Consider the following 19,516-nt stretch of genomic DNA (forward strand, 5'->3'; position numbering starts at 1 on the left):
GCCGCCCGGCTCATTCGATCCCCGCGAACTTGGCAGGCTTTGTAACGTGGACCACAGTGAGGTAGGTAGGTGTCTGAGGACTTCTTAGACCGCGTTCGACTGCATGAAGTGGCGCACCGCGAGGCGAGCGGTCTGTCGCAACGACTGCTGGCATCGTGGCAGCGCAGCGAGGATTACGGCGTACCGCTCGAAGAGATCGAACCCGTCTTCACCGGCACGGAGAACCTCGGTTCACTGTTCTTCCAGTGCGGCAACGAGGTGCTGGCCGACCTGCACAGCACGCTCGCCAATGAACCGGTCAGCATGATGCTGACCGACAGCGACGGGGTGGTGTTGTCGCGACTGTCCGGTGATCACAGCTTGCTCAAGGCGCTCGACGACGTTCACCTGGCGCCGGGGTTCGGCTACGCCGAACGCGACGTCGGCACCAACGGCCTCGGCTTGGCGCTTGCCGACCGCGTGCCCACCCTCGTGCGCGCCGACCAGCACTATGCGTTGAGCCTGTGCACGTTCACGTGCGCCGCGGTTCCGGTGTTCGACCCCACGTCGGGTCGGCTCGAAGGCAGCGTCAACCTCACGACGTGGTCGCAGTCGTCCAACGACCTGTTGCTCGCGCTGGCCCGCTCCGCGGCCAGCAACACCACCGCGCTGATGCTCGCCCGAGGCGTGGGGCGGCACGCGCGACGGACCCCCCGCGGGCAGGTCTTCCGCGTCGAGGTGCCCCGGCCAGTACCGGGATCCGGTAGCTTGCAACCACTTTCGGACGCCTGGAACAGCGCTGTGGCCCGAGCCGAAGAGGCGATGCTCGCCGGCTCGATTGTGGCCGCGGTCGGTGAGCCCGGCTCGGGGCGGGCGACGCTGCTTGCGCAGGCGGCCCGGCACACCTATCCGCGTGACCGCATCCTGTCCGCGAGCGCGCCCGGCCCGTCGGATATCCAGACCTGGCTGGGGTTGTGGGCACCGGAACTCGGCAAGGCCCACACCGCGGTGATCGTCCGCGACGTCGACATGCTGCCGACCTGGGTCGCCGAGCGCCTGCGCAGTCTGGTGCTGCGAGCCCACGGGTCGACATCGGTTCCGTTCGCCCTCACGGCGGAGAGATTCGAGGACATCCCTGCGGCATTGGCCGGCCTGGTGGACAGGGTGGCCCCGGTGCCCCCGCTGCGCGACCGGCCTGATGACGTGGTGCCGTTGGCGCGGCACATCGCCATGCGTGTTCGGGGTCGCGAGATCGACATCAGCGCGACGGCGGCGCGGGCGCTGACGAATTACGACTGGCCCGGGAACGCCGACGAGCTGACGCGCGTGGTCTCACACGTGGCGGCCCACGCCGACGTGATCGACGTCAAACACCTGCCGCCGCAGATCTTGGCGGGTAGGACACGCCACCTGTCACGTATCGAGGCGTTCGAGCGAGGCGAGATCATCCGTGTGCTCAACGACGACAAGCTGACGATGGCTGAGGCGGCCGCCGAACTCGGCATGAGCCGGGCGACGCTGTACCGCAAGATCGCGGGGTACGACATCCACGTGCCGCGCGAGTCCCACTGATCAGCCGACGGCGACTTCCTGCTGTTCCCCGTCGTCGGCCTGGGCGCGGAAGCACGCGATGCTCGCGGCGAAACTGATCAGCGCGACGGCACCCGACAACGCGGTCAGCGCACCGTGTCCGGCCCAGCTGGCCAGGCACACCGCGACGGCGATCACCGCGATGAAGTTCAAGAACAGTCCCGTGGTCGCGATCGCTTCGCCCATTCCGTCGTCGCTCATGGCGAAGAGATTGCCCCCGACGACCTCTGTTGAAACCCGAGCCTCTTCCGGTATGTGCTCGGCGTCTCCCCGCAGAACTGGTTGAACGCCCGGGTGAAGGAACTCAGACTGTCAAAGCCCACCGCCGACGACGTCTCCTGAACTGATTGCCCCCGCCCCGCCAGCAAGGCCATGGCGCGCAGCATCCGGGCATGCAAAAGGTATGTCCGCCAAGGTAATCCGAGCGTGTCCTGGAACAGCCGTCGCAATGTGCGCTCCGACACCGACACCGCGCGGCCCACCTCGACGGCCGTCACCGACGCCAGGTGTTCCTTCGTGTACGCCATCGCCGCGGCCACGATCGGGTTGTCCGACGTCGGCAGGCTGAGCGGCGCTTCATGATCCAGCGCCTCGGTGACCAGATTGGCCAGGGTGCGGAAGAACGCGTCGGAGATCGCGTCACCCTCGGGCCGGTCGATCGGCCAGCGCAGCGCGTAGATCATCATTTCGCGGATCAACGGCGACACCGCAAGGATGCGGGCGCGATCGCCGCCGTCGGTGACGAGCTCGCGGTCGAACATCACCGCCACGGTTCTGACGTCGGGATTCATCGTGGCCTGGTGCTCTAGGCCGGCGGGAATCCACGCCGCCTGTTGCGGCGGCAGCAGGTAGTGCGCCGACGCCGTCTCGACCTCAACCACTCCGCCGATCGCGTACTCGATCTGGTGGACCTCGTGGCTATGCCACCCGGTGATCAGCGCGTCGCCCTCGTAGAGGTAGCTGCCGCCCAGCGCGCGCCCCCCTCGCCGCAGCTCGATCACGCGCTTGGCCGATTGAGATAAAACTCTGTCCGAAAGCGCAGAGACGGTCACACCGCTAGACGGTACTAGTTGGGTATGGATACCTCCGAGCTGATCCTCGTCAGCATCGACGACCACGTGGTCGAGCCGCCCGACATGTTCCTGCGCCATGTGCCTGCCAAGTACAAGGACGAGGCGCCGATCGTCGTCACTGATGACAAGGGCGTCGACCAATGGATGTATCAGGGCCGACCGCAGGGTGTCAGCGGCCTCAACGCGGTGGTGTCCTGGCCTGCCGAGGAGTGGGGCCGCGACCCCGCAGGCTTCGCCGAGATGCGCCCCGGCGTGTACGACGTCCACGAACGCGTCCGCGATATGAACCGCAACGGCATCCTCGCCTCGATGTGCTTCCCGACCTTCACCGGGTTCTCCGCGCGGCATCTCAACATGCACCGCGAACAGGTCACGTTGGTGATGGTGTCGGCCTACAACGACTGGCACATCGACGAATGGGCGGGCAGCTATCCCGACCGCTTCATCCCGATCGCGGTGCTGCCGACGTGGAACCCCGAGGCGATGGTCGCCGAAATCCGTCGCGTCGCGGCCAAGGGCTGCCGCGCCGTCACGATGCCGGAACTGCCTCATCTGGAAGGCCTTCCGAGTTATCACGACGACGAGTACTGGGGTCCGGTGTTCCGGGCGCTTTCGGAAGAGAACGTGGTGATGTGCCTGCACATCGGCACTGGCTTCGGGGCGATCAGCATGGCGCCCAACGCGCCGATCGACAACATGATCATCCTGGCGACCCAGGTGTCGGCGATGTGTGCCCAAGATCTGCTGTGGGGCCCGGCAATGCGCAGCTATCCCGATCTGAAGTTCGCGTTCTCCGAGGGCGGCATCGGCTGGATTCCGTTCTATCTGGACCGCAGCGACAGGCACTACACCAACCAGAAGTGGCTGCGCCGCGACTTCGGCGACAAACTGCCCAGCGACGTGTTCCGCGAGCACTCGCTGGCCTGCTACGTCACTGACAAGACCTCGCTGCGACTGCGCCACGAAATCGGCATCGACAACATCGCGTGGGAGTGCGACTACCCGCACTCCGACTGCTTCTGGCCCGACGCCCCCGAGCAGGTGCTGGCCGAGCTGAACGCCGCAGGCGCCGACGATTCCGATATCGACAAGATCACCTGGCAGAACGCGTGCCGGTTCTTCAGCTGGGATCCGTTCGCCCGCACATCGCGGGAGCAGGCGACCGTGGGAGCGCTGCGCGCCAAGGGAGCCGACGTCGACGTGTCGATCAGGCCCCGCAGGGAGTGGGCACGGCTATACGCCGAAAAGCGGCTCGCCGAGGCCTGAGAATCCGCATCTGCGGATTGATCCACGCAGAAAAACCGCATTTGCGGATAAGATGCCGCGGTGGCATCGATTCGAGTCCGTGAGGCTGCCGAACTGCTCGGCGTCAGCGACGACACCGTCCGGCGTTGGATCGACGACGGCAGCCTGCCCGCAGGCCAGGACGACGCGGGCCGCAAGGTCATCGCGGGCGAGGTGCTGGCCGCTTTCGCCAGCGCGAACGCCGCTGCGGCGCCGAAGGATCCGCTGAGCATCGCGAGCTCGGCGCGTAACCGGTTCGCCGGGCTGGTGACCAAGGTGGTGACCGACAAGGTGATGGCGCAGGTCGAAATGCAGTGTGGGCCTTTCACCGTCGTCTCCTTGATGAGCGCGGATGCGGTACGTGACCTCGGGCTGGAGCCCGGCAGTGTCGCCGTCGCCGTTGTGAAGGCCACCACCGTGATCGTCGAAACTCCTGGCGGACAGTCGTGAGACGGCTCGTGGCCGCCGCGCTGGCGCTGGTGCTGCTCAGCGGATGCGGCTCCAAGGAAGAGTCGGCCGCCAACACGAAGATCATCGTCTTCGCCGCCGCGTCGCTGAAGCAGACGTTCACCGACATCGGCAACCAGTTCAACACCGAAAACCCTGGCGTCTCAGTGGAATTCTCCTTCGCCGGCTCCTCGGACCTGGTGACCCAGTTGACCCAGGGCGCGCAGGCCGACGTATTCGCGTCGGCCGACACCAAGAACATGGACAAGGCGGCGCAAGCCGGCCTGCTGGCGGGTGACCCGGTCAACTTCGCGTCCAATACGCTCACCATCGCCGTCGCACCCGGCAACCCGAAGAAGATCGCATCGTTCAAAGACCTGACGCGGCAAGGGCTCAACGTGGTCACCTGCGCCCCGCAGGTGCCGTGCGGATCGGCCACCCAGAAGGTCGAGCAGGCAACCGGCGTGAAACTCAACCCCGTCAGCGAGGAATCCGCCGTCACCGATGTGCTCAACAAGGTGGAGACCGGCCAGGCCGACGCGGGACTGGTCTACGTCACCGACGCGATCGGTGCGGGCAACAAGGTGAACTCCGTGCCGTTCCCCGAATCGGCAAGCGCAGTCAACACCTACCCGATCGCGGTGCTCAAGGAGTCCAAGAACCAGGAGTTGGCCCGCAAGTTCGTCGACCTCGTGAAAGGCGAGTCGGGCCAAAAGGTGCTCAACGCAGCGGGATTCGCGAAGCCCTAGATCATGTCCTGCTCGGTGAGCCAGCGCATGATCGGCCATCCGACGAACACCGGTAGCCAGCACGTCAGCACCCGGTAGAGCAGCACCGACGGCACCGCGATTGCGGTCGGTACACCGAACGCGGCGAGCCCACCGATCAACGCCGCCTCCACCGCGCCGACGCCGCCAGGCGTCGGGGCCGCCGACGCCAAGGTTCCGCCGACCATCGTCACGACCGTCACCGTGACGAACGACGTGTCGCCGCCGAACGCCTCGATACTTGCCCACAGCGCCAAGGCCATACCGAGAGTCGTTGCCGCACAACCAAGAACGATGATCGCCAGACGCTTGGGTTCGCGGGCCAACTCGGCGAGGTCGCCCAGCACTTCCTTCAGGCGCGGACGAACCGCCGTCGCAAGCCACCGGCGAAGGATCGGGACGAACAGGAACGCGCCGACCAGTCCGAGCAGTACCCCGCCGATCAGGTACAGCAGCGTGGCGGACGGGACGAAGTGCGTCAGGTCCGCGGACGCTCCCGCGGCGGCGCTGAAGAAGATCAGCAACGCCACATGCGTGATGACCTGCACGGTTTGTTGCAGCGCGACGGCCGCCGTCGCGCGCAGTGCACCGAGGCCGCCCTTCTGCAGGAAACGCGTCGACAGTGCCAGGCCGCCGACACCGGCGGGCGTGGTCGTCGCCGCAAACGTGTTGGCCACCTGCATGATCGTCAGATTCTTGAAGCTGACCAGTCCGTCCGCGCAGGCCCACAACGCCGCTGCCGCACCGATATACGTCAGCGCCGACACCGCGAGCCCCATCAGCGCCCACCACCAGTTCGCTGTCCGCAGCTCTGAAAAGAATGCCGGCACAGTGCTGATGAACGGGTAGGCGACGTAGACCAGCGCGACGAGCAGCACCAGTTGGACCACCTGCTTGCGGGTGAACCGCGTGATCGTCTCGGTCTTGATCTGATCGGCGCCGGTGCGCCGCTTCACTTCATCGCGCGCTGAGGACATCACCGCGCCGACGTCGGCCACCGACTTGCGGATCCGTGACGGCATGGCGGACTTGGTCAGTCGCCGTGATGCCTTCAGCACCACATCCTTACCGAGGACATCGACGGCTGCGCCGACCGCCGCCTCGGCGCCGTACAGGTGCGTCGTCGTCACCAACAGTTGGGCGATGTCGGCCTGCAGTTGCTCGTCGGTGGCGCCGTATTCGGCGCTGCCGAAACCGCCCAAACGCGCAGTGCCGTCGACGATCGTGATCTCCCCGGCGCGCAGATCGCCGTGCGAGATATGGCAGTCATGCAGCACGCCCAGCGCCTCCCACACCCGGTCGACACAGCCCTCTTCGGTGCAGTCCGTGATCGGCGTGCCTGCCGGCGGCGTATGCGCATAAAGGGTCCACCCGCGGTCGAGCGGGGTCATCGCCATGGTGGAGGAGTTGGCGACTCCCAGATCGCCGATCGCGATCGCCATCAACGCTCGATGCTCGACGGCGCGCTGCATGGACGCCTGCAGCGGTGACGTCTCACTATTGCGTAGCCGCAGCCAGCGCCAGAATTGGCGCATGAAGCCGCCGCTGCGCTGATTCGGGCCGTACATCTCGACAACCGCGACTGTCTCGGGTTCGGTGGATCTGGCCGACAGCACCAACGGCCCCGTCCCCGCCGGCCGCACCACCGTCAATGTCGAGGTGAGAAAGCCACGTCGGGCAAGGGCGCGCACGGCACCGTCGAGCGGGACCTCGAGGGCGGGCGTGCCGACCGCCAGCACCACCAGTGCGCCGACGAACCAGCCGACGGCCAGCCCGAGCAGTGACCGCGCGGGCACCACCGCGCTGACGACGAGATGGATCGGAACGAAGGCCAGCAGCAGCGCCCACCACCACCGCCGCCACCGAGCGGGCAGCCACGGACCCGAGACGGTCAGCACCGCGGCCAGCATGGCGATCCAGCGTGGATCGTCGAGGAACTGCGAGAGCAGCGTGTCCAGCCGGTCGGACAGGTCGAAATGCCATCGCGGCGCGGAGATGCCGTTGCCGGTGATCGACAGCGAGAAGAAGGCCAGGAACGCCGCGGCGGCGTATGCGCCGAGCAGTTTCCACTGCCGCGCGAGGATCAACCCGACCAGGATCGCGAACGGCAGCGCCAGGATCGCCATCCCGTAGATCAGGTACACCAGGTTTGACTGGGTGGGTGTCAACACCCCGACGATCTCGGAGATCGACCGCTCAAGGGCGTCCCATTCGTTGCGGGTGATCAGCGAACTCGTGATCACCGCGGCCAGGAATGCGCCCGCGAGGACCAGGCGCAGGATGTCGTTGGTGCGCCGGGTCAGTGGTTGCAGCAAGCTGCCGGAAACGGTGATGTCCCGCCCGTCGACTCGCATGTCGGTGAATCATCGCACGCGGGGCTGATGGCGGGCGTTAGCTTGACGCCAGCGGTGCCGATATGTGCGTGAGTTGTGACCGGCCTCTGAGCATTTCTGCGCCTTGCATCCGCCAGCACCCCCGCTCGGCGGCGTCGGCCCGGTCGAGCGCGGCGCTCGAACACAGTACCCGGGTGTCGAAGTCCTTGGCGCGGTCGGCCAACCGCGCCGCCTCGTTGACGGCGTCGCCGACGACGGTGTATTCGTAACGGTTTTCCGCGCCGATATTGCCCGCGAAGACGGGCCCGGCGGACACTCCGATTCCGAAGTCGACCCTCAGTCGGCGCAATTCGTCACCGAGCGCGCGGGCGGTGGCCAATGCGGCGGTGGCGGGGTCGTCGATCCGCAGTGGAGCGCCGAACACGGCCAGCGCCGCATCGCCCTGAAACTTGTTGATCAGCCCGTCGCGTTTGTCGACTTCTGCGACCACGATTCGAAAAAAGTCGTTGAGCACCGCGGCCACCTCATGCGGTTCATGTGCCGCCGCCAACTGCGTTGAACCCACCAGATCGATGAACAGGATTGCCGTATCGCGTTCGTCGCCGGTCACCGATTCGTGTTCTTCGACGGCACGCCGGACCACCTCCTCACCGACATGCCTGCCGAACAGGTCCCGCAACCGGTCGCGCTCGCGTAAGCCGGCGACCATACGGTTGAATCCGCTTTGCAACTGCCCGATTTCGGACCGCTCGTATACGTCGATCCGCTGATCCAGGTGACCGCGTTCGACTTCTGCCATCGCGTTGACCACTTCGTGTATCGGATCCGAGATCGACGACGAAACCAGGATCATCGCGCGCATCCCCAACACCACCGCGACGAGCGCCAGCACCAGCACCGGAACCTCGATGGGCGCATCCGGCTGGATGATCCAGCCGTTGGCCCGCAGCATCACCAGCACCACGATGCCGGCGCCGGGCAGAGCGCTACACATGATCCACATCAGGATCATTCGCGCCCGCACACCAGGCGCTCGTTCGGCGTGCTCGAGATCGACTGTGGTGGCAATCATCAGGGCACGCAATGCCCGTTGGGTGAACAGAAAACCCGTGCACACCGTGGCGGTCGCTCCGAACATGATCGCCGAAACGATCAGAGTCAGCGCGCGCGGGCCGTCGTCGACGTTCAACGGAATCATGACGGCGGCGGAGATCACCCACGGCGTCAGCAGAATCGCGGATTGGCGCCTGGTGATGTTGGGAGTCTTGTGCATGGTGCCAACGCGGTTGAGCGCACGCACGACGAGTGCGACGCTGCTTGTTGCGACGGAGATCGTCCCGACAACGACTAGAGCGAGGGTCGCGATCAGATTCCCGGCATTGAGCACCGATTGGGCCGCCATGACCGTTTCCCGGCTGACCGAGACGACGACCGCGACGACCTCTGCGGCCGAAAGCAGATAGGCGAACGCAAGGCCTGCCGAATATCGAACGACCAGGCTGCGCGGCCTCATCGGCCCATAGTGTCAGTCGCTGGCAGGCAGCGGCTTGGCTTCCTTCAGATTCAGTGCGGTGGTGCCGATGCTGAGCGTGCCCGCGCCCGCCTTGGTCACCAGTACCTCGGCGCCGTTCTCGTCGACGTAGCGCTTGCCCATCACATTGCCGCCCGAGAACGCCGGATCGATGGTGGCGTCCGCAGACTTTTCGGCGTCCAGTGGCACCATCGGAACGCCGCCTGCCCGCAAGTCGTCGAGGCTGTCGGCGCTGCGCACGACGATCACCTGGGTGTCACAGACCTGGCTCTGCAGCCGGGTGCCGTTCTTGATCATGTTCGGCTCCTTTGAAATTCGTCGACGAGTTCCCGCCGCAGCACCTTGCCCGTCGCATTCGTCGGCAACTCGTCACGGAACACCACGCGATCCGGGGTGCGTGATCCGCGCAGCTGTGCGCGCACGTGTGCGCGCAGTTCGTCGGGATCGGGTTGCGCGCCGTCGGCAGGGACCACGACCGCGACGATGATCTGACCCCATTCCGGGTCTTCGGGGCCCACGACCACACAGTCGCGCACCGAGGGATGCTCGACCAACACGTCCTCGATTTCGGCGGGAGCGATGTTCTCACCACCGCGGATGATGGTGTCGTCGGACCGGCCGCCGATGAAGAGGTAGCCACCTTCGTCAAGCATCGCAACGTCTTTGGTGGGGAACCAGCCGTCGGCGTCGAGCACCGACCCGATGTCGGTGTAACGGCCAGAGACCTGCTCGCCGCGCACGAACAACTCGCCCGTCTCGCCGGGTCCGAGGACGGTGCCGTCACCGCCGCGGATCTGCACCTCGATGCTCGGCACCGGTTGACCCACAGAACCCAGTCGCCGGGCCACCGCCTCATCCTCGGCGGCCAACGCTTCCCGGTGGTCGTCCGGGGTGAGCACCGCGATCGTCGAACTGGTTTCCGTGAGGCCGTACGCGTTGACGAAACCGACGTTCGGCAACAAGTCAAGCGCCTTGCGTACCAACGGAAGTGCGACCTTGGAACCACCGTAGGCCAAGGTGCGCAGGGTGGGCAGATCGACGGGCCGCGCCTCCAGTGCCGACACGATGCGGTCCAGCATGGTCGGCACCACGGTCGCCGATGTGACACCCTCGTCGCGGACCAACCGGACCCACTCGGCGGCGTCGAACTGCGGCAGGTACACCATCTTTCGGCCGGCGTACAGGTTCGACAGCGCCGCGCTGACACCGGCGATGTGATACGGCGGCACGCAGATCAGTGCGGCGTCGCCGGGTTCGGCCGAGTCGAACTCGACGGTTCCGGTGATGTAGCTGGTGAGGTTGTTGTGCGTCAGCTCAACGGCTTTGGGGCGCGACGTGGTGCCCGACGTGAACAACACCACGCCGACGGCGTCGGGGTCGGCGAACTCCGCAGCGGGCTCGGCGGTCCGTGCGGCCGCGGCGAATTCGTCGGAGGTGATCACCTGCTTACCCGCTCCGGCCACGACATCGCGGTACTCGGCGTCGACGATCACCAGTGGGGTGGGCAGGCGGTCGATCAGCTGCCGCAGGCCGTCCTCGCTGAGCCGGTAGTTCAGCGGCGTGACCGCCACGCCCGCGCGCGCGGACGCGAACAGCAGCAGCGGCAGCATCGCGCCACCGGTTCCGACGTAAGTCACGTGCTGCGCACCGGACGCGGCGATCACGCCGGCGCCTCCGTCAGCGAGCTCGCTCAGTTCGGTTGTGGTCAGCCGGATCTCGCCGGCCACCAGCGCGGTGCGGTCCGGATTCGACGACGCCGCCATCTCCAGCAGCAACGAGATACTCATGACTTGTCGACGAAGATATCAAGGATCGGGTTGTCGCCACCGCCGTAGCGGGCAAGGTCGGTGACACCGGCCTCGGCCAGCACGGCGGAGTCGATGAAACATCTGCCGTTCACCTCGGCGGGCGGCCTGGACAGGATTTCGGCCGCCGCGTCACCCATGATCTCCGGGCTGCGGGACGAGGGCATCAGCGTGCCGTCGGCCAGATTGGCCACCGCCGACGTCGCGATGTAGGTCTGTGGCCACAGGCAGGCGAAGCCGATGCCCGAGTCGGCGTATTCGGCGGCCCAGCCCAGCGACAACAGCGTCATGCCGTACTTCGAGAGCGTGTACGAGGGGTGGGCGCCCAGCCAGTGTGGCTTCATGTTCAACGGCGGTGCCAGCGTCACCACATGCGGGTTGGCCGAGTTCCGAAGGTGCGGCAGCGCCGCCTTCGTCAGCAGGAACGTCCCCCGCACGTTGATGTCCATCATCAGGTCGAACTTCTTGGCGGACAGTTCCTCGGTCGGTTCGGTCGCGATCGCGCTTGCGTTGTTGATCACGACGTCGACGCCGCCGAAATGCTCCACCGCGGTGTCGACCGCGCGCTGCACGTCTTCTTCCTTGCGCACGTCACCGACCACTGCGACGCCCTTGCCGCCCGCCGCCTCGACGTCGGCGACCGCGGTGTGGACGGTGCCGGGAAGTTTGGGGTGCGGTTCGGCCGTCTTGGCCAGCAGCACCACGTTGGCGCCCCGTTTGGCGGCGGCCAGCGCGATCGCCAACCCGATGCCGCGACTGCCGCCCGAGACGACGAGCGTGCGGTCAGTGAACGTGGACATGGGCCTCCTCGCGGTGAGTTACCCGGATGCTACCCGATTGGAATTGGCATTCTCATTCTAGGCAAGTCTCATAATCGCTGTGTACCGGCCCTTCGGCGGCGGGAACGCGCGCACCGCGCACTTTGCTCCGTGCGGGTTTCCGCCGGGCGTTATTGGCATTCTCATTTTCTGCAAGTACGTTATCCAGTGATGAGCGAGCCTGTACAGACGCCCTCCGGCCTGCCTCTCGAGCCGGTCTACGGTCCGGCCGACCGGGCCTCCGATCCGCCTGCGCCCGGCACCTATCCATTCACCCGCGGAAACTTCGCGACCGGGTACCGCGGTAAGACGTGGACGTTTCGCCAGTACTCGGGTTTCGGCACCGCCGAGGAATCCAACCGCCGCTATCGCTATCTGCTGGACCAGGGCGGCACCGGCCTCTCGGTGGCCCTCGATCTGCCGACCCAGTGCGGGTACGATTCCGACGACCCCGAGTACGGGGAGGAAGTCGGCCGGGTCGGCGTTGCGGTCGACACGCTCGCCGACGCCGAGATCCTGTTCGACGGCATCCCGTTGGAGGCGATCAGCACCAGCTTCACGATCAACGGCACGGCCGCGATCCTGCTGGCCTTGTATGTGGCCGCCGCGGAGAAGAAGGGCGTGCCGCGGGAGAAGCTCACCGGCACCATCCAGAACGACATCCTCAAGGAGTACGCCTCGCGCGGCACCTGGATCTGGCCGCCGGAGCCGTCGCTACGGCTGATCGCCGACACCATCGAATTCTGTGCGGCCGAGGTGCCGAAGTTCAACGCGATCTCGGTCGCAGGCGCGCATTTTCGCGACGCCGGTGCCAACGCGGTCCAGGAGATGGCGTTCACGCTTGCCGACGGTGTCACGTACTGCGACACCGTGGTCGAGCGCGGCAGGATGACCATCGACCAGTTCGCCCCGCAGATCTCGTTCTTCTTCTACACGCATGGCGACTTCTTCGAGGAGATCGCCAAATACCGGGCAGGCCGTCGGCGGTGGGCGACCATCGTCCGCGAGCGCTACGGTGCGACGACGGACAAGGCGTCGATGTTCCGGTTCGGCTGCGTGGCGGGCGGTGCGTCGCTGTATGCGCCGCAGGCCCAGAACAATCTGGTGCGGGTGGCGTACGAGGCGATGGCAGCGGTGCTCGGCGGCGTGCAATCGATGTTCACCGCGGCGTGGGACGAACCGTTCGCTTTGCCCAGCGAGGAGTCGGCGACGCTCGCGTTGCGCACGCAGCAGATCCTGGCCTACGAGACCGGGGTGACGAAAGTGGCTGACCCGCTGGGCGGTTCGTACTTCGTCGAGGCGCTGACCGACGCCACCGAGGAGAAGATCATCGAGATCATGGGTGATCTCGAAGCCCACGGCGGCATGGTGCGCGCCATCGAGGACGGCTATCTACAGGGCCTGATCGCGGACGAGGCGTTCAAGATCCACCAGGAGGTCGAGTCGGGTAAGCGCCCGGTCGTCGGTGTGAACAAGTTCGTCTCCGACGAGCCGCCACCCGAGATCGCCACCTATGAACTGGATGCCGAGGGCCGCGACCTTCAGCTCAAGCGGCTGACCAAGGTCAAGGCCGAGCGGGATTCCGATGCGGTGGCGGCCAGTCTTGCGGCGCTGTCGCGCGCGGCGGAAGGCGACGACAACCTGATGCACAAGCTGATCGACTGTGCGAATGCGTATTGCACTGTGGGGGAGATGGTTTCCACCCTCAAAGCGGTGTGGGGCGAGTTTCAGCAACCGGTGGTGTTCTGATGGCAGAATCCGCTCCCGCCCAAGCCCGCCCGGCGCGCGTGCTGGTCGCCAAGCCGGGCCTCGACGGTCACGACCGCGGGGCCAAGATCGTCGCCCGCACACTGCGCGATGCGGGGTTCGAAGTGATCTACACCGGTATCCGGCAACGTATCGAGGACATCGTCTCCATCGCGCTGCAGGAAGACGTTGCGCTGGTGGGTCTTTCGATCCTGTCCGGTGCGCACGTGGCGCTGACGACGCGTACCGTCGAGGCATTGCGGGCGGCCGACGCGGGGGACATCGCCGTCGTGGTGGGCGGCACGATCCCGCAGGGGGACGTCCAGAAACTGTTGGACGCCGGTGCGGCGGCGGTGTTCCCGACCGGCACACCGCTGGACACGCTGGTCGCAGAGGTGCGCAAGCTGACCGCGGAGAGGGTGGCTGAATAATATGCGGCTTGGCGTGATGATCGGGGCTGAGCGCGGTGACATGACCCGCAAGCTCAAGAAGCTGCTCGACGACATCGAGTGGGCGGAAGCCGCGGGGCTGGACACCGCATGGATGCCGCAGGTGCCCAACGACTTCGACTGTCTCACCATGGTTTCATTGATGGGCGCGCGCACCTCCCGGATCGAACTGGGCACCGCGGTGGTGCCGCTGCAGGCGCAGCACCCGATCGCGCTGGCACGGCAGGCGCTGTCCGTGCATGCGGGTACCGGCGGGCGACTTGCGCTCGGCGTCGGGCCGTCGCACCACTGGATCGTCCGTGACATGCTCGGCATCCCGTATGAGAAGCCGGCGGCATACACCCGCGACTATCTCGAGGTGCTCAACAAGGCGCTGGCAGGTCCAGGTGACGTCGACGTGGAGAACGACTCGTTCGCCGTCCACAACCCGACTGTGCTTGGCGCACAGACGCCGATGCCGGTGCTGGTCGCCGCATTGGGCCCGGTGATGCTGCAGATCGCAGGTGAACTCGCCGACGGCACGGTGTTGTGGATGGCCGACGAACGGGCGATCGGCGATCACATTGCGCCGCGGATCACCAAGGCGGCCGACAACGCGGGACGTCCGGCGCCGCGGATCATCGCAGGCATCCCGGTGTGCCTGTGCGCCAACTCCGAGATCGACGCGGCCAAGGAACGCGCGAATCGCATTCTCGCCGAGGCCGAGACGTCGCCGAACTATCAGAAGCTGCTCGATCGGGGCGACGCCCGCGACGTCGGCGACCTGACCGCCGCCGGTGACGAGGAGGCAATCCTCGCGCGATTCCGGAGCTTCGCCGACGCCGGCGTCACCGACCTCTCGGTTCGGCTGTTGCCGATCGGCGAGAATCGCGATGAACTGATCGCCTCGAAATACCGGACGCGCGAGGTGATCTCACAGCTGGCCAACGAAGTGCGATGAGCGCTTGCGCGAAGAGCCGAGAGAACAGATGAACCAAGGCCCGCTCTCCGGTATCCGGATCCTCGAGGTCGGCGTGATGCTGGCAGGCCCCTACGCGACGATGCTGCTCGCCGATCTCGGCGCCGAGGTCATCAAGATCGAACCGCCTGGCGGCGAGATCTCCCGGCAGGTCAGCGACAGCTATTTCGCCAGCCTGAACCGCAACAAGCAGAGCGTGTGCCTGGATCTTCGTTCTGACGCTGGCCGGCAGCGGCTCGGTGAGCTCGTCGCGGATTCGCATGCGCTGCTGGTCAATATGAAGCCGTCGGCCATCAAGCGGCTCGGCCTGACGTACGACGCGCTGCGCAAGTACAACGAGCGGATCGTCTGCGTTGCGATCACGGGGTTCGGCCTCAACGGCGGCGACGACCCGGCGTTCGACTACGTCATCCAGGCCGCCACCGGTGTGGCAGCGATGACCGGGCATCCCGACGACCCGCCGACGTTGCCTGGGTATTCGTCGGCCGACAACTCGACGGCATTGGCGGCGGCGCTGGGCCTGCTTGCGCAGATCGTGTCGGGCCGCGGCGGGCAGGTGGACGTGTCACTGCGCGACGTGATGTTGTCCCAGTTGAACTATCGCGCGTCGGCGTATCTCAACGACGGCGCGGCACCGCAGCGCTACCCGTTCGGCGCGCATTCGTATTATGTTCCGGCGCAGCTGTTTCCGACGGCGAACGGCTATCTCGCCTTGTTCATCACCCACGACGCGTTCTGGAAAGCGTTCGCCGAAGAGGCCAAGATCGACGGCTTCCCGACGATGGCCGAACGCGCCGCCCGCCGCGACGAGGTGCTCGCCGTCGTCACGGCCGCGCTGGCCACCGACACCGCGGTGAGTTGGCAAGCCCGGCTGCAGCCCTTGGGAATTCCGGTGGCGGCCGTGCGCACCCTGCCGGAGGCGTTGGAGGCGACGCCGGAGGCGCTCGTCACCGCGGGCGAGTTCAAGCTGGTCGGCAGCCCGATCCACATCGAAGGATACGAGCCCGAATACCGCCCTGCGCCAAGCCTCGACGAGCACGGCGCTGCGTCGGTTTAATCGTCGTAGGTGACGCTTATCGAATCGGTATCCGGAACCGCCTGGCACGTCAGCACGTACCCGTCGTCGATCTCGTCCTGCTCGAGGGCGTCGTTGACGCGCATCGTGGCGCTGCCCTCGGTGAGCTTGCCCATGCAGGTGCCACAGTTGCCTGCTTCACAGGAGAATGGCGGGGACAGCCCGGCGCGCCGGGCGCTCTCCAGAAGTGTCTCGTTCGCCACCCGGGGCACCGACACCTTCTTACGATCGAGAACGATCGTCACCTGGCCGCCTGCATCGGGCGGCGGCATCGGTTCTGCCGTCATCAGCCTCTCCTGGCATATGGGTTCTGATATTCCGAGAATATCATTCTCGATAAGTGATACGCTATTCTCAGCGTGTACCACTGGCCCCGGGTAAGGACAGCGTGTGAGTGAGGCGACCGCGCTCGCATTCGAGGAACGGCAGTACACGCTGCGCGAACTCGATGCCCTCGCCAACGGACTGGCCACCGTGCTGGAACACCGCGGCGTGCGGGCGGGCGACCGGGTGGCGCTGATGTCGTCGAATCGACCGGAGTTCGTGATCGCGGTATGGGCGATCTGGCGGCTCGGGGCGGCGGCGGTGTTGTTGAGTCCGGCGTGGAAGCGCGCCGAGGTCGACAATGCGCTGGCGCTGACGGGGCCGTCGCACGCGGTGGGCGACCATCCGGTGCTCGCCGAGGCGATGCCGATGCTGTCACTCGACGAGGCGATCGCACCGGGGCAGCGCGCGTTCGAAGCGCCGAACCCGTCGAGTGATGCGCTGTTCGTGTTCAGCTCAGGGACGACCGGTCTGCCGAAGGCGGTGCGTCACACCCACGGATCTTTCGCCGTCGCGGTGCGCCACTGGCGCGACGCGCTGCATCTGACCGCGGCCGACCGCATCCAGATCATGACGCCGCCGTCACACATCCTCGGGCTGCTGAACATCATGATGGCGCTGGATACCGGCACGTGGTTGCGGCTGCACCGGCGCTTCGACATCGACCTGATGCTGCGCCATATCGAAGAGGACCGGATCACCATCGAGATGGCCGTAGCGCCAATCGCTTTGGCCCTCGCCGCGCATCCCGATCTGGAACGTCACGATCTGTCGTCGCTGCGCTACATCATGTGGTGCGCGACGCCCGTGACGCGGAGCGTCGCAGAGGCGATCACCGACAGAGCAGCGGTCAACTGGGTGACCGCCTACGGCACCACCGAGTTGCCGGTCATCGCGTGCAATGAAATCGAGGGCGCGCGCCTGGACACGGTCGGCAGGCCGGTTCCGGGGGTGCGCGTACGGATCGTGTCTCTCGACGACGGTGCACCGCTGTCGCCGGGGGCGGTCGGCGAGATACAGGCGCGCTCGGATTCCGTGATGGCCGGTTATCTGCCCAGTGACGCGACGGCACAGGCGTTTTCGGACGGTTGGTACCGCACCGGCGATGTCGGCTACCTGGACGCCGACGGCTGGCTGCGGATCACCGATCGCGCCAAGGAGATGATCAAGGTGCGGGGATTCCAGGTGGCACCCGCCGAGATCGAGGCCGTTCTGCACGGGCACGAGGCGGTCGACGACTGCGCGGTGTTCGGTATACCCGATGCGGCCAACGGCGAGGCCATCGTCGCCGCCGTCAAGGTGCACAGGCCGGTCGAGGCGGAGCAGCTGATCGGCCTCGTGGCCGAGCGGCTCGCCTCTTACAAGCGGCCCAGCCGCGTGGTGTTCGTCGATGAGGTTCCGCGTCTGCCATCGGGAAAGGTGTTGCGTCGAGTGTTGAAGGAGCGGCTGTGGACGTCCGTCTGACTGCTGAACAGCAGCAGCTTCGGGAGGCGGCGGCCAAATTGGCTGACGATCTGGGCCCGGGATCGGTTGCCGATCTGGAGGATTCGAACCGGATCGCCAGACTGGAGAAGGCCGTCGCAGGGACAGGTTTTCGGACGCTTCGGTCTGACGGCGCGTCGGGGGTGGAAGTCGCCATCGTCGCCGAGGAGTTCGCGCGGGGGCTGGTCGACGTGCCGTTCGTGGGACCGGTACTCGCCGACGAACTGCAGCGGCTCGGTGTGCAGCCGTCGATCCCGGCCGCGACACCGCAGACCGTCGATTTGACGGGAAGCTTTGTCGGAGCGGTGGAGTCGCCGGCCGAGTTGAGCGAGTTGTCGGAGGACGACGCCGGGCGTTGGCGTGCGCTGGCGCTCGCGGTCACCTGCGCCGAGTTGGTGGGCGCCGCGCGCGGCGCGCACGCGCTGGCGGTCGACTATGCCAAGGTCCGCGAACAGTACGGCGCGACCATCGGGTCGTATCAGGCCGTCGGCCACCTGCTTGCCGAGAGCCTGGCGCTGATCGAGGGCTCGGTCAGCGTGCTGCGCCACGCGGCGTGGGCGGTCGACGAACTGCCGGCCGCCGAGGCGATCGAGGCCGCGAAAGTGGCCAAGATCTACTGCGCCCGTGCGGCATTGACGGTGTGCGAGACGTCGATCCAGGTACACGGCGGCATCGGCAACACGTGGGAATGCCTCGCGCACGTGTACCTGCGCCGGGTACTGGCCGCCACCGAATTGTGGCCGGTGAAGCTGGAGGAGTTGACCATTGGATTTTCGTGACTCACCGGACGAAGCAGCGTTCCGCGACAGACTGCGTGGCTGGCTGGCCGACCAGAAGGGCAAGTTCCCGACCTCAGGTGACGAGTACTGGGCCAAGCAGGGCGACTGGCATCGCGCGCTGTACGAGGCCGGGTTCTTCGGCACGTCGTGGCCGAAAGAGTATGGCGGCCAAGACCTGCCGCCAGTCTACGACGTGATCGTCGACGAGGAGATCGCGAAAGCGGGCGCACCGGCCCGGCCGAGCCTGGGCTACCTGGTCGTCGGCCTCGGTCATCACGGCAGCAAGGAACTGCAGGACAGGTTCCTGCCCGGCATGATCAACGGCTCGGAGCGGTGGTGCCAGGGCTTCAGCGAGCCGGGCGCGGGTTCCGATCTGGCGTCGCTGACCACCACGGCCACCCGCGAGGGTGACGAGTATGTCATCCACGGGCACAAGATCTGGACCAGCTACTCGGATGTGGCCGATTGGTGTCTGCTGCTGGCGCGCACCGACAAGGACGTACCCAAACACCGGGGCATCTCGGCGTTCATCATCTCCATGCATCAGCCGGGCATGGAGCAGCGGCCACTGAAGATGATCAGCGGTGTGACCAAGGAATTCGGGCAGGTGCTCTTCGACGGTGCGCGGGTGCCCGCCGACAACATGGTTGGCGCACCCGGTGAGGGCTGGAAGCTGGCGATGACCGTCGTCAGCCACGAGCGTGAGCCGTCGACGCTGGGCTTCTCGGCGCGTTACGGAAAACTGGTGCGACAGTTGGCCTCCCGTGCCGAGGGCGACCCGCCGGAGGAGTTGTCCTGGGCGTGGGTGCAGACGGAGATGCTGCGGTTGCATGTGCGCAGGAGGCTGTCGGAACAACTCGACGGCATCACGCACGGCCCGCAGGGCTCACTCGACAAGCTCCTGATGACGTGGGTCGAGCAGTCCGTCGGCCACGCCGCGCTGAAGACGGTCGGCACCAGCGACGACGAGCTGTTCGGCGCGTACATGTACAGCCGCGCCCAGAGCGTGATGGGCGGCACCAGTCAGATCCAGAAGAACATCATCGCATCGCGCATTCTCGGATTGGGAGTGTGAT

General features: G+C 66.4%; 19 protein-coding genes. 11 read left to right on the forward strand and 8 right to left on the reverse strand.

The genetic code is table 11. The features are described from left to right. Nucleotides 1-69 precede the first annotated feature (69 nt). Nucleotides 70-1,551 carry a helix-turn-helix domain-containing protein gene (locus C1A30_RS00350; RefSeq protein ID WP_101946306.1) on the forward strand — a complete coding sequence of 494 codons (1,482 nt, stop codon included), beginning with the start codon at nucleotides 70-72 and terminating at the stop codon, nucleotides 1,549-1,551. Here the strand turns inward: C1A30_RS00350 and C1A30_RS00355 are convergent, their stop codons facing one another. Continuing rightward, nucleotides 1,552-1,770, reverse strand: coding sequence for a hypothetical protein (locus C1A30_RS00355; protein WP_101946307.1), 219 nt, complete (start codon nucleotides 1,768-1,770; stop codon nucleotides 1,552-1,554). Continuing rightward, nucleotides 1,767-2,621 carry a helix-turn-helix transcriptional regulator gene (locus tag C1A30_RS00360; RefSeq protein ID WP_101946308.1) on the reverse strand — a complete coding sequence of 285 codons (855 nt, stop codon included), beginning with the start codon at nucleotides 2,619-2,621 and terminating at the stop codon, nucleotides 1,767-1,769. The genes C1A30_RS00355 and C1A30_RS00360 overlap by 4 nt, the downstream gene beginning before the upstream one ends. 24 nt (nucleotides 2,622-2,645) lie before the next feature. Between C1A30_RS00360 and C1A30_RS00365 the strand changes: the two genes are divergently transcribed. Genes C1A30_RS00365 through modA form a run of 3 tightly spaced genes read left to right on the forward strand, consistent with a single transcriptional unit; the run spans nucleotide 2,646 to nucleotide 5,122 of the window. Then, nucleotides 2,646-3,908: an amidohydrolase family protein gene (locus C1A30_RS00365; RefSeq protein ID WP_101946309.1), complete on the forward strand. Its 1,263-nt coding sequence runs from the start codon at nucleotides 2,646-2,648 to the stop codon at nucleotides 3,906-3,908. Nucleotides 3,909-3,968: 60 nt separating this feature from the next. Further along, the gene (locus C1A30_RS00370; protein ID WP_101946310.1) at nucleotides 3,969-4,376 is read left to right on the forward strand and encodes a molybdopterin-binding protein; all 408 of its coding nucleotides are present in this window, start codon (nucleotides 3,969-3,971) and stop codon (nucleotides 4,374-4,376) included. Continuing rightward, complete coding sequence (modA, locus tag C1A30_RS00375; RefSeq protein WP_101946311.1) at nucleotides 4,373-5,122, forward strand: molybdate ABC transporter substrate-binding protein; 750 nt, start codon at nucleotides 4,373-4,375, stop codon at nucleotides 5,120-5,122. Before C1A30_RS00370 ends, modA begins: the two co-directional genes overlap by 4 nt. Here the strand turns inward: modA and C1A30_RS00380 are convergent. From C1A30_RS00380 to C1A30_RS00400, 5 genes are read right to left on the reverse strand one after another with little or no spacing between them, the layout of a single operon-like run. Then, nucleotides 5,119-7,494 (reverse strand): lysylphosphatidylglycerol synthase transmembrane domain-containing protein, encoded by a 2,376-nt coding sequence (locus tag C1A30_RS00380; protein ID WP_101946312.1) that lies wholly within the window; start codon nucleotides 7,492-7,494, stop codon nucleotides 5,119-5,121. The two genes, modA and C1A30_RS00380, sit on opposite strands and share 4 nt — an antisense overlap. Before the next feature lie 37 nt (nucleotides 7,495-7,531). Further along, on the reverse strand, nucleotides 7,532-8,986 hold the full coding sequence (locus C1A30_RS00385) for an adenylate/guanylate cyclase domain-containing protein (protein ID WP_101946313.1): 1,455 nt from the start codon (nucleotides 8,984-8,986) through the stop codon (nucleotides 7,532-7,534). Nucleotides 8,987-8,998: 12 nt separating this feature from the next. Next, nucleotides 8,999-9,301 (reverse strand): hypothetical protein, encoded by a 303-nt coding sequence (locus C1A30_RS00390; RefSeq protein ID WP_101946314.1) that lies wholly within the window; start codon nucleotides 9,299-9,301, stop codon nucleotides 8,999-9,001. Beyond that, nucleotides 9,298-10,791 carry a class I adenylate-forming enzyme family protein gene (locus C1A30_RS00395; protein ID WP_101946315.1) on the reverse strand — a complete coding sequence of 498 codons (1,494 nt, stop codon included), beginning with the start codon at nucleotides 10,789-10,791 and terminating at the stop codon, nucleotides 9,298-9,300. Before C1A30_RS00395 ends, C1A30_RS00390 begins: the two co-directional genes overlap by 4 nt. Next, nucleotides 10,788-11,609 (reverse strand): NAD(P)-dependent oxidoreductase, encoded by an 822-nt coding sequence (locus C1A30_RS00400; RefSeq protein WP_101946316.1) that lies wholly within the window; start codon nucleotides 11,607-11,609, stop codon nucleotides 10,788-10,790. The genes C1A30_RS00395 and C1A30_RS00400 overlap by 4 nt, the downstream gene beginning before the upstream one ends. A 189-nt stretch (nucleotides 11,610-11,798) precedes the next feature. Between C1A30_RS00400 and C1A30_RS00405 the strand changes: the two genes are divergently transcribed. From C1A30_RS00405 to C1A30_RS00420, 4 genes are read left to right on the forward strand one after another with little or no spacing between them, the layout of a single operon-like run. Beyond that, nucleotides 11,799-13,376 (forward strand): methylmalonyl-CoA mutase family protein, encoded by a 1,578-nt coding sequence (locus tag C1A30_RS00405; RefSeq protein WP_101946317.1) that lies wholly within the window; start codon nucleotides 11,799-11,801, stop codon nucleotides 13,374-13,376. Then, nucleotides 13,376-13,804: a cobalamin B12-binding domain-containing protein gene (locus tag C1A30_RS00410; RefSeq protein WP_101946318.1), complete on the forward strand. Its 429-nt coding sequence runs from the start codon at nucleotides 13,376-13,378 to the stop codon at nucleotides 13,802-13,804. Before C1A30_RS00405 ends, C1A30_RS00410 begins: the two co-directional genes overlap by 1 nt. 1 nt (nucleotide 13,805) lies before the next feature. Continuing rightward, entirely contained in the window at nucleotides 13,806-14,762 is a 957-nt protein-coding gene (locus C1A30_RS00415) for an LLM class F420-dependent oxidoreductase (RefSeq protein ID WP_101946319.1), read from the forward strand. Between the two features lie 28 nt (nucleotides 14,763-14,790). Then, nucleotides 14,791-15,837 carry a CaiB/BaiF CoA-transferase family protein gene (locus C1A30_RS00420; protein WP_101946320.1) on the forward strand — a complete coding sequence of 349 codons (1,047 nt, stop codon included), beginning with the start codon at nucleotides 14,791-14,793 and terminating at the stop codon, nucleotides 15,835-15,837. Here the strand turns inward: C1A30_RS00420 and C1A30_RS00425 are convergent. After that, nucleotides 15,834-16,142, reverse strand: coding sequence for a 2Fe-2S iron-sulfur cluster-binding protein (locus tag C1A30_RS00425; protein WP_101946321.1), 309 nt, complete (start codon nucleotides 16,140-16,142; stop codon nucleotides 15,834-15,836). The genes C1A30_RS00420 and C1A30_RS00425 overlap by 4 nt on opposite strands. 103 nt (nucleotides 16,143-16,245) lie before the next feature. On the opposite strand from C1A30_RS00425, the gene C1A30_RS00430 reads away from it, so the two are divergent. The 3 genes from C1A30_RS00430 to C1A30_RS00440 are packed head-to-tail and all read left to right on the forward strand — an operon-like array spanning nucleotide 16,246 to nucleotide 19,515. Beyond that, nucleotides 16,246-17,643, forward strand: coding sequence for a class I adenylate-forming enzyme family protein (locus C1A30_RS00430; protein ID WP_101946322.1), 1,398 nt, complete (start codon nucleotides 16,246-16,248; stop codon nucleotides 17,641-17,643). Beyond that, nucleotides 17,628-18,440 carry an acyl-CoA dehydrogenase family protein gene (locus C1A30_RS00435; RefSeq protein WP_101946323.1) on the forward strand — a complete coding sequence of 271 codons (813 nt, stop codon included), beginning with the start codon at nucleotides 17,628-17,630 and terminating at the stop codon, nucleotides 18,438-18,440. The genes C1A30_RS00430 and C1A30_RS00435 overlap by 16 nt, the downstream gene beginning before the upstream one ends. Then, nucleotides 18,427-19,515 carry an acyl-CoA dehydrogenase family protein gene (locus tag C1A30_RS00440; protein WP_101946324.1) on the forward strand — a complete coding sequence of 363 codons (1,089 nt, stop codon included), beginning with the start codon at nucleotides 18,427-18,429 and terminating at the stop codon, nucleotides 19,513-19,515. Before C1A30_RS00435 ends, C1A30_RS00440 begins: the two co-directional genes overlap by 14 nt. Nucleotide 19,516 lies beyond the last annotated feature (1 nt).

The sequence above is a fragment of the Mycobacterium sp. 3519A genome (assembly GCF_900240945.1).
In the GTDB taxonomy this organism is placed as follows: domain Bacteria; phylum Actinomycetota; class Actinomycetes; order Mycobacteriales; family Mycobacteriaceae; genus Mycobacterium.

What these genes read in the sequence shown, in the direction of transcription:
- C1A30_RS00355 (WP_101946307.1), bottom strand. Translation starts at nt 1,770, where the DNA reads ATGAGCGACGACGGAATGGGCGAAGCGATCGCGACCACGGGACTGTTC.
- C1A30_RS00365 (WP_101946309.1), top strand. Translation starts at nt 2,646, where the DNA reads ATGGATACCTCCGAGCTGATCCTCGTCAGCATCGACGACCACGTGGTC.
- C1A30_RS00380 (WP_101946312.1), bottom strand. Translation starts at nt 7,494, where the DNA reads ATGCGAGTCGACGGGCGGGACATCACCGTTTCCGGCAGCTTGCTGCAA.
- C1A30_RS00385 (WP_101946313.1), bottom strand. Translation starts at nt 8,986, where the DNA reads ATGAGGCCGCGCAGCCTGGTCGTTCGATATTCGGCAGGCCTTGCGTTC.
- C1A30_RS00390 (WP_101946314.1), bottom strand. Translation starts at nt 9,301, where the DNA reads ATGATCAAGAACGGCACCCGGCTGCAGAGCCAGGTCTGTGACACCCAG.
- C1A30_RS00395 (WP_101946315.1), bottom strand. Translation starts at nt 10,791, where the DNA reads ATGAGTATCTCGTTGCTGCTGGAGATGGCGGCGTCGTCGAATCCGGAC.
- C1A30_RS00400 (WP_101946316.1), bottom strand. Translation starts at nt 11,609, where the DNA reads ATGTCCACGTTCACTGACCGCACGCTCGTCGTCTCGGGCGGCAGTCGC.
- C1A30_RS00405 (WP_101946317.1), top strand. Translation starts at nt 11,799, where the DNA reads ATGAGCGAGCCTGTACAGACGCCCTCCGGCCTGCCTCTCGAGCCGGTC.
- C1A30_RS00410 (WP_101946318.1), top strand. Translation starts at nt 13,376, where the DNA reads ATGGCAGAATCCGCTCCCGCCCAAGCCCGCCCGGCGCGCGTGCTGGTC.
- C1A30_RS00415 (WP_101946319.1), top strand. Translation starts at nt 13,806, where the DNA reads ATGCGGCTTGGCGTGATGATCGGGGCTGAGCGCGGTGACATGACCCGC.
- C1A30_RS00420 (WP_101946320.1), top strand. Translation starts at nt 14,791, where the DNA reads ATGAACCAAGGCCCGCTCTCCGGTATCCGGATCCTCGAGGTCGGCGTG.
- C1A30_RS00425 (WP_101946321.1), bottom strand. Translation starts at nt 16,142, where the DNA reads ATGACGGCAGAACCGATGCCGCCGCCCGATGCAGGCGGCCAGGTGACG.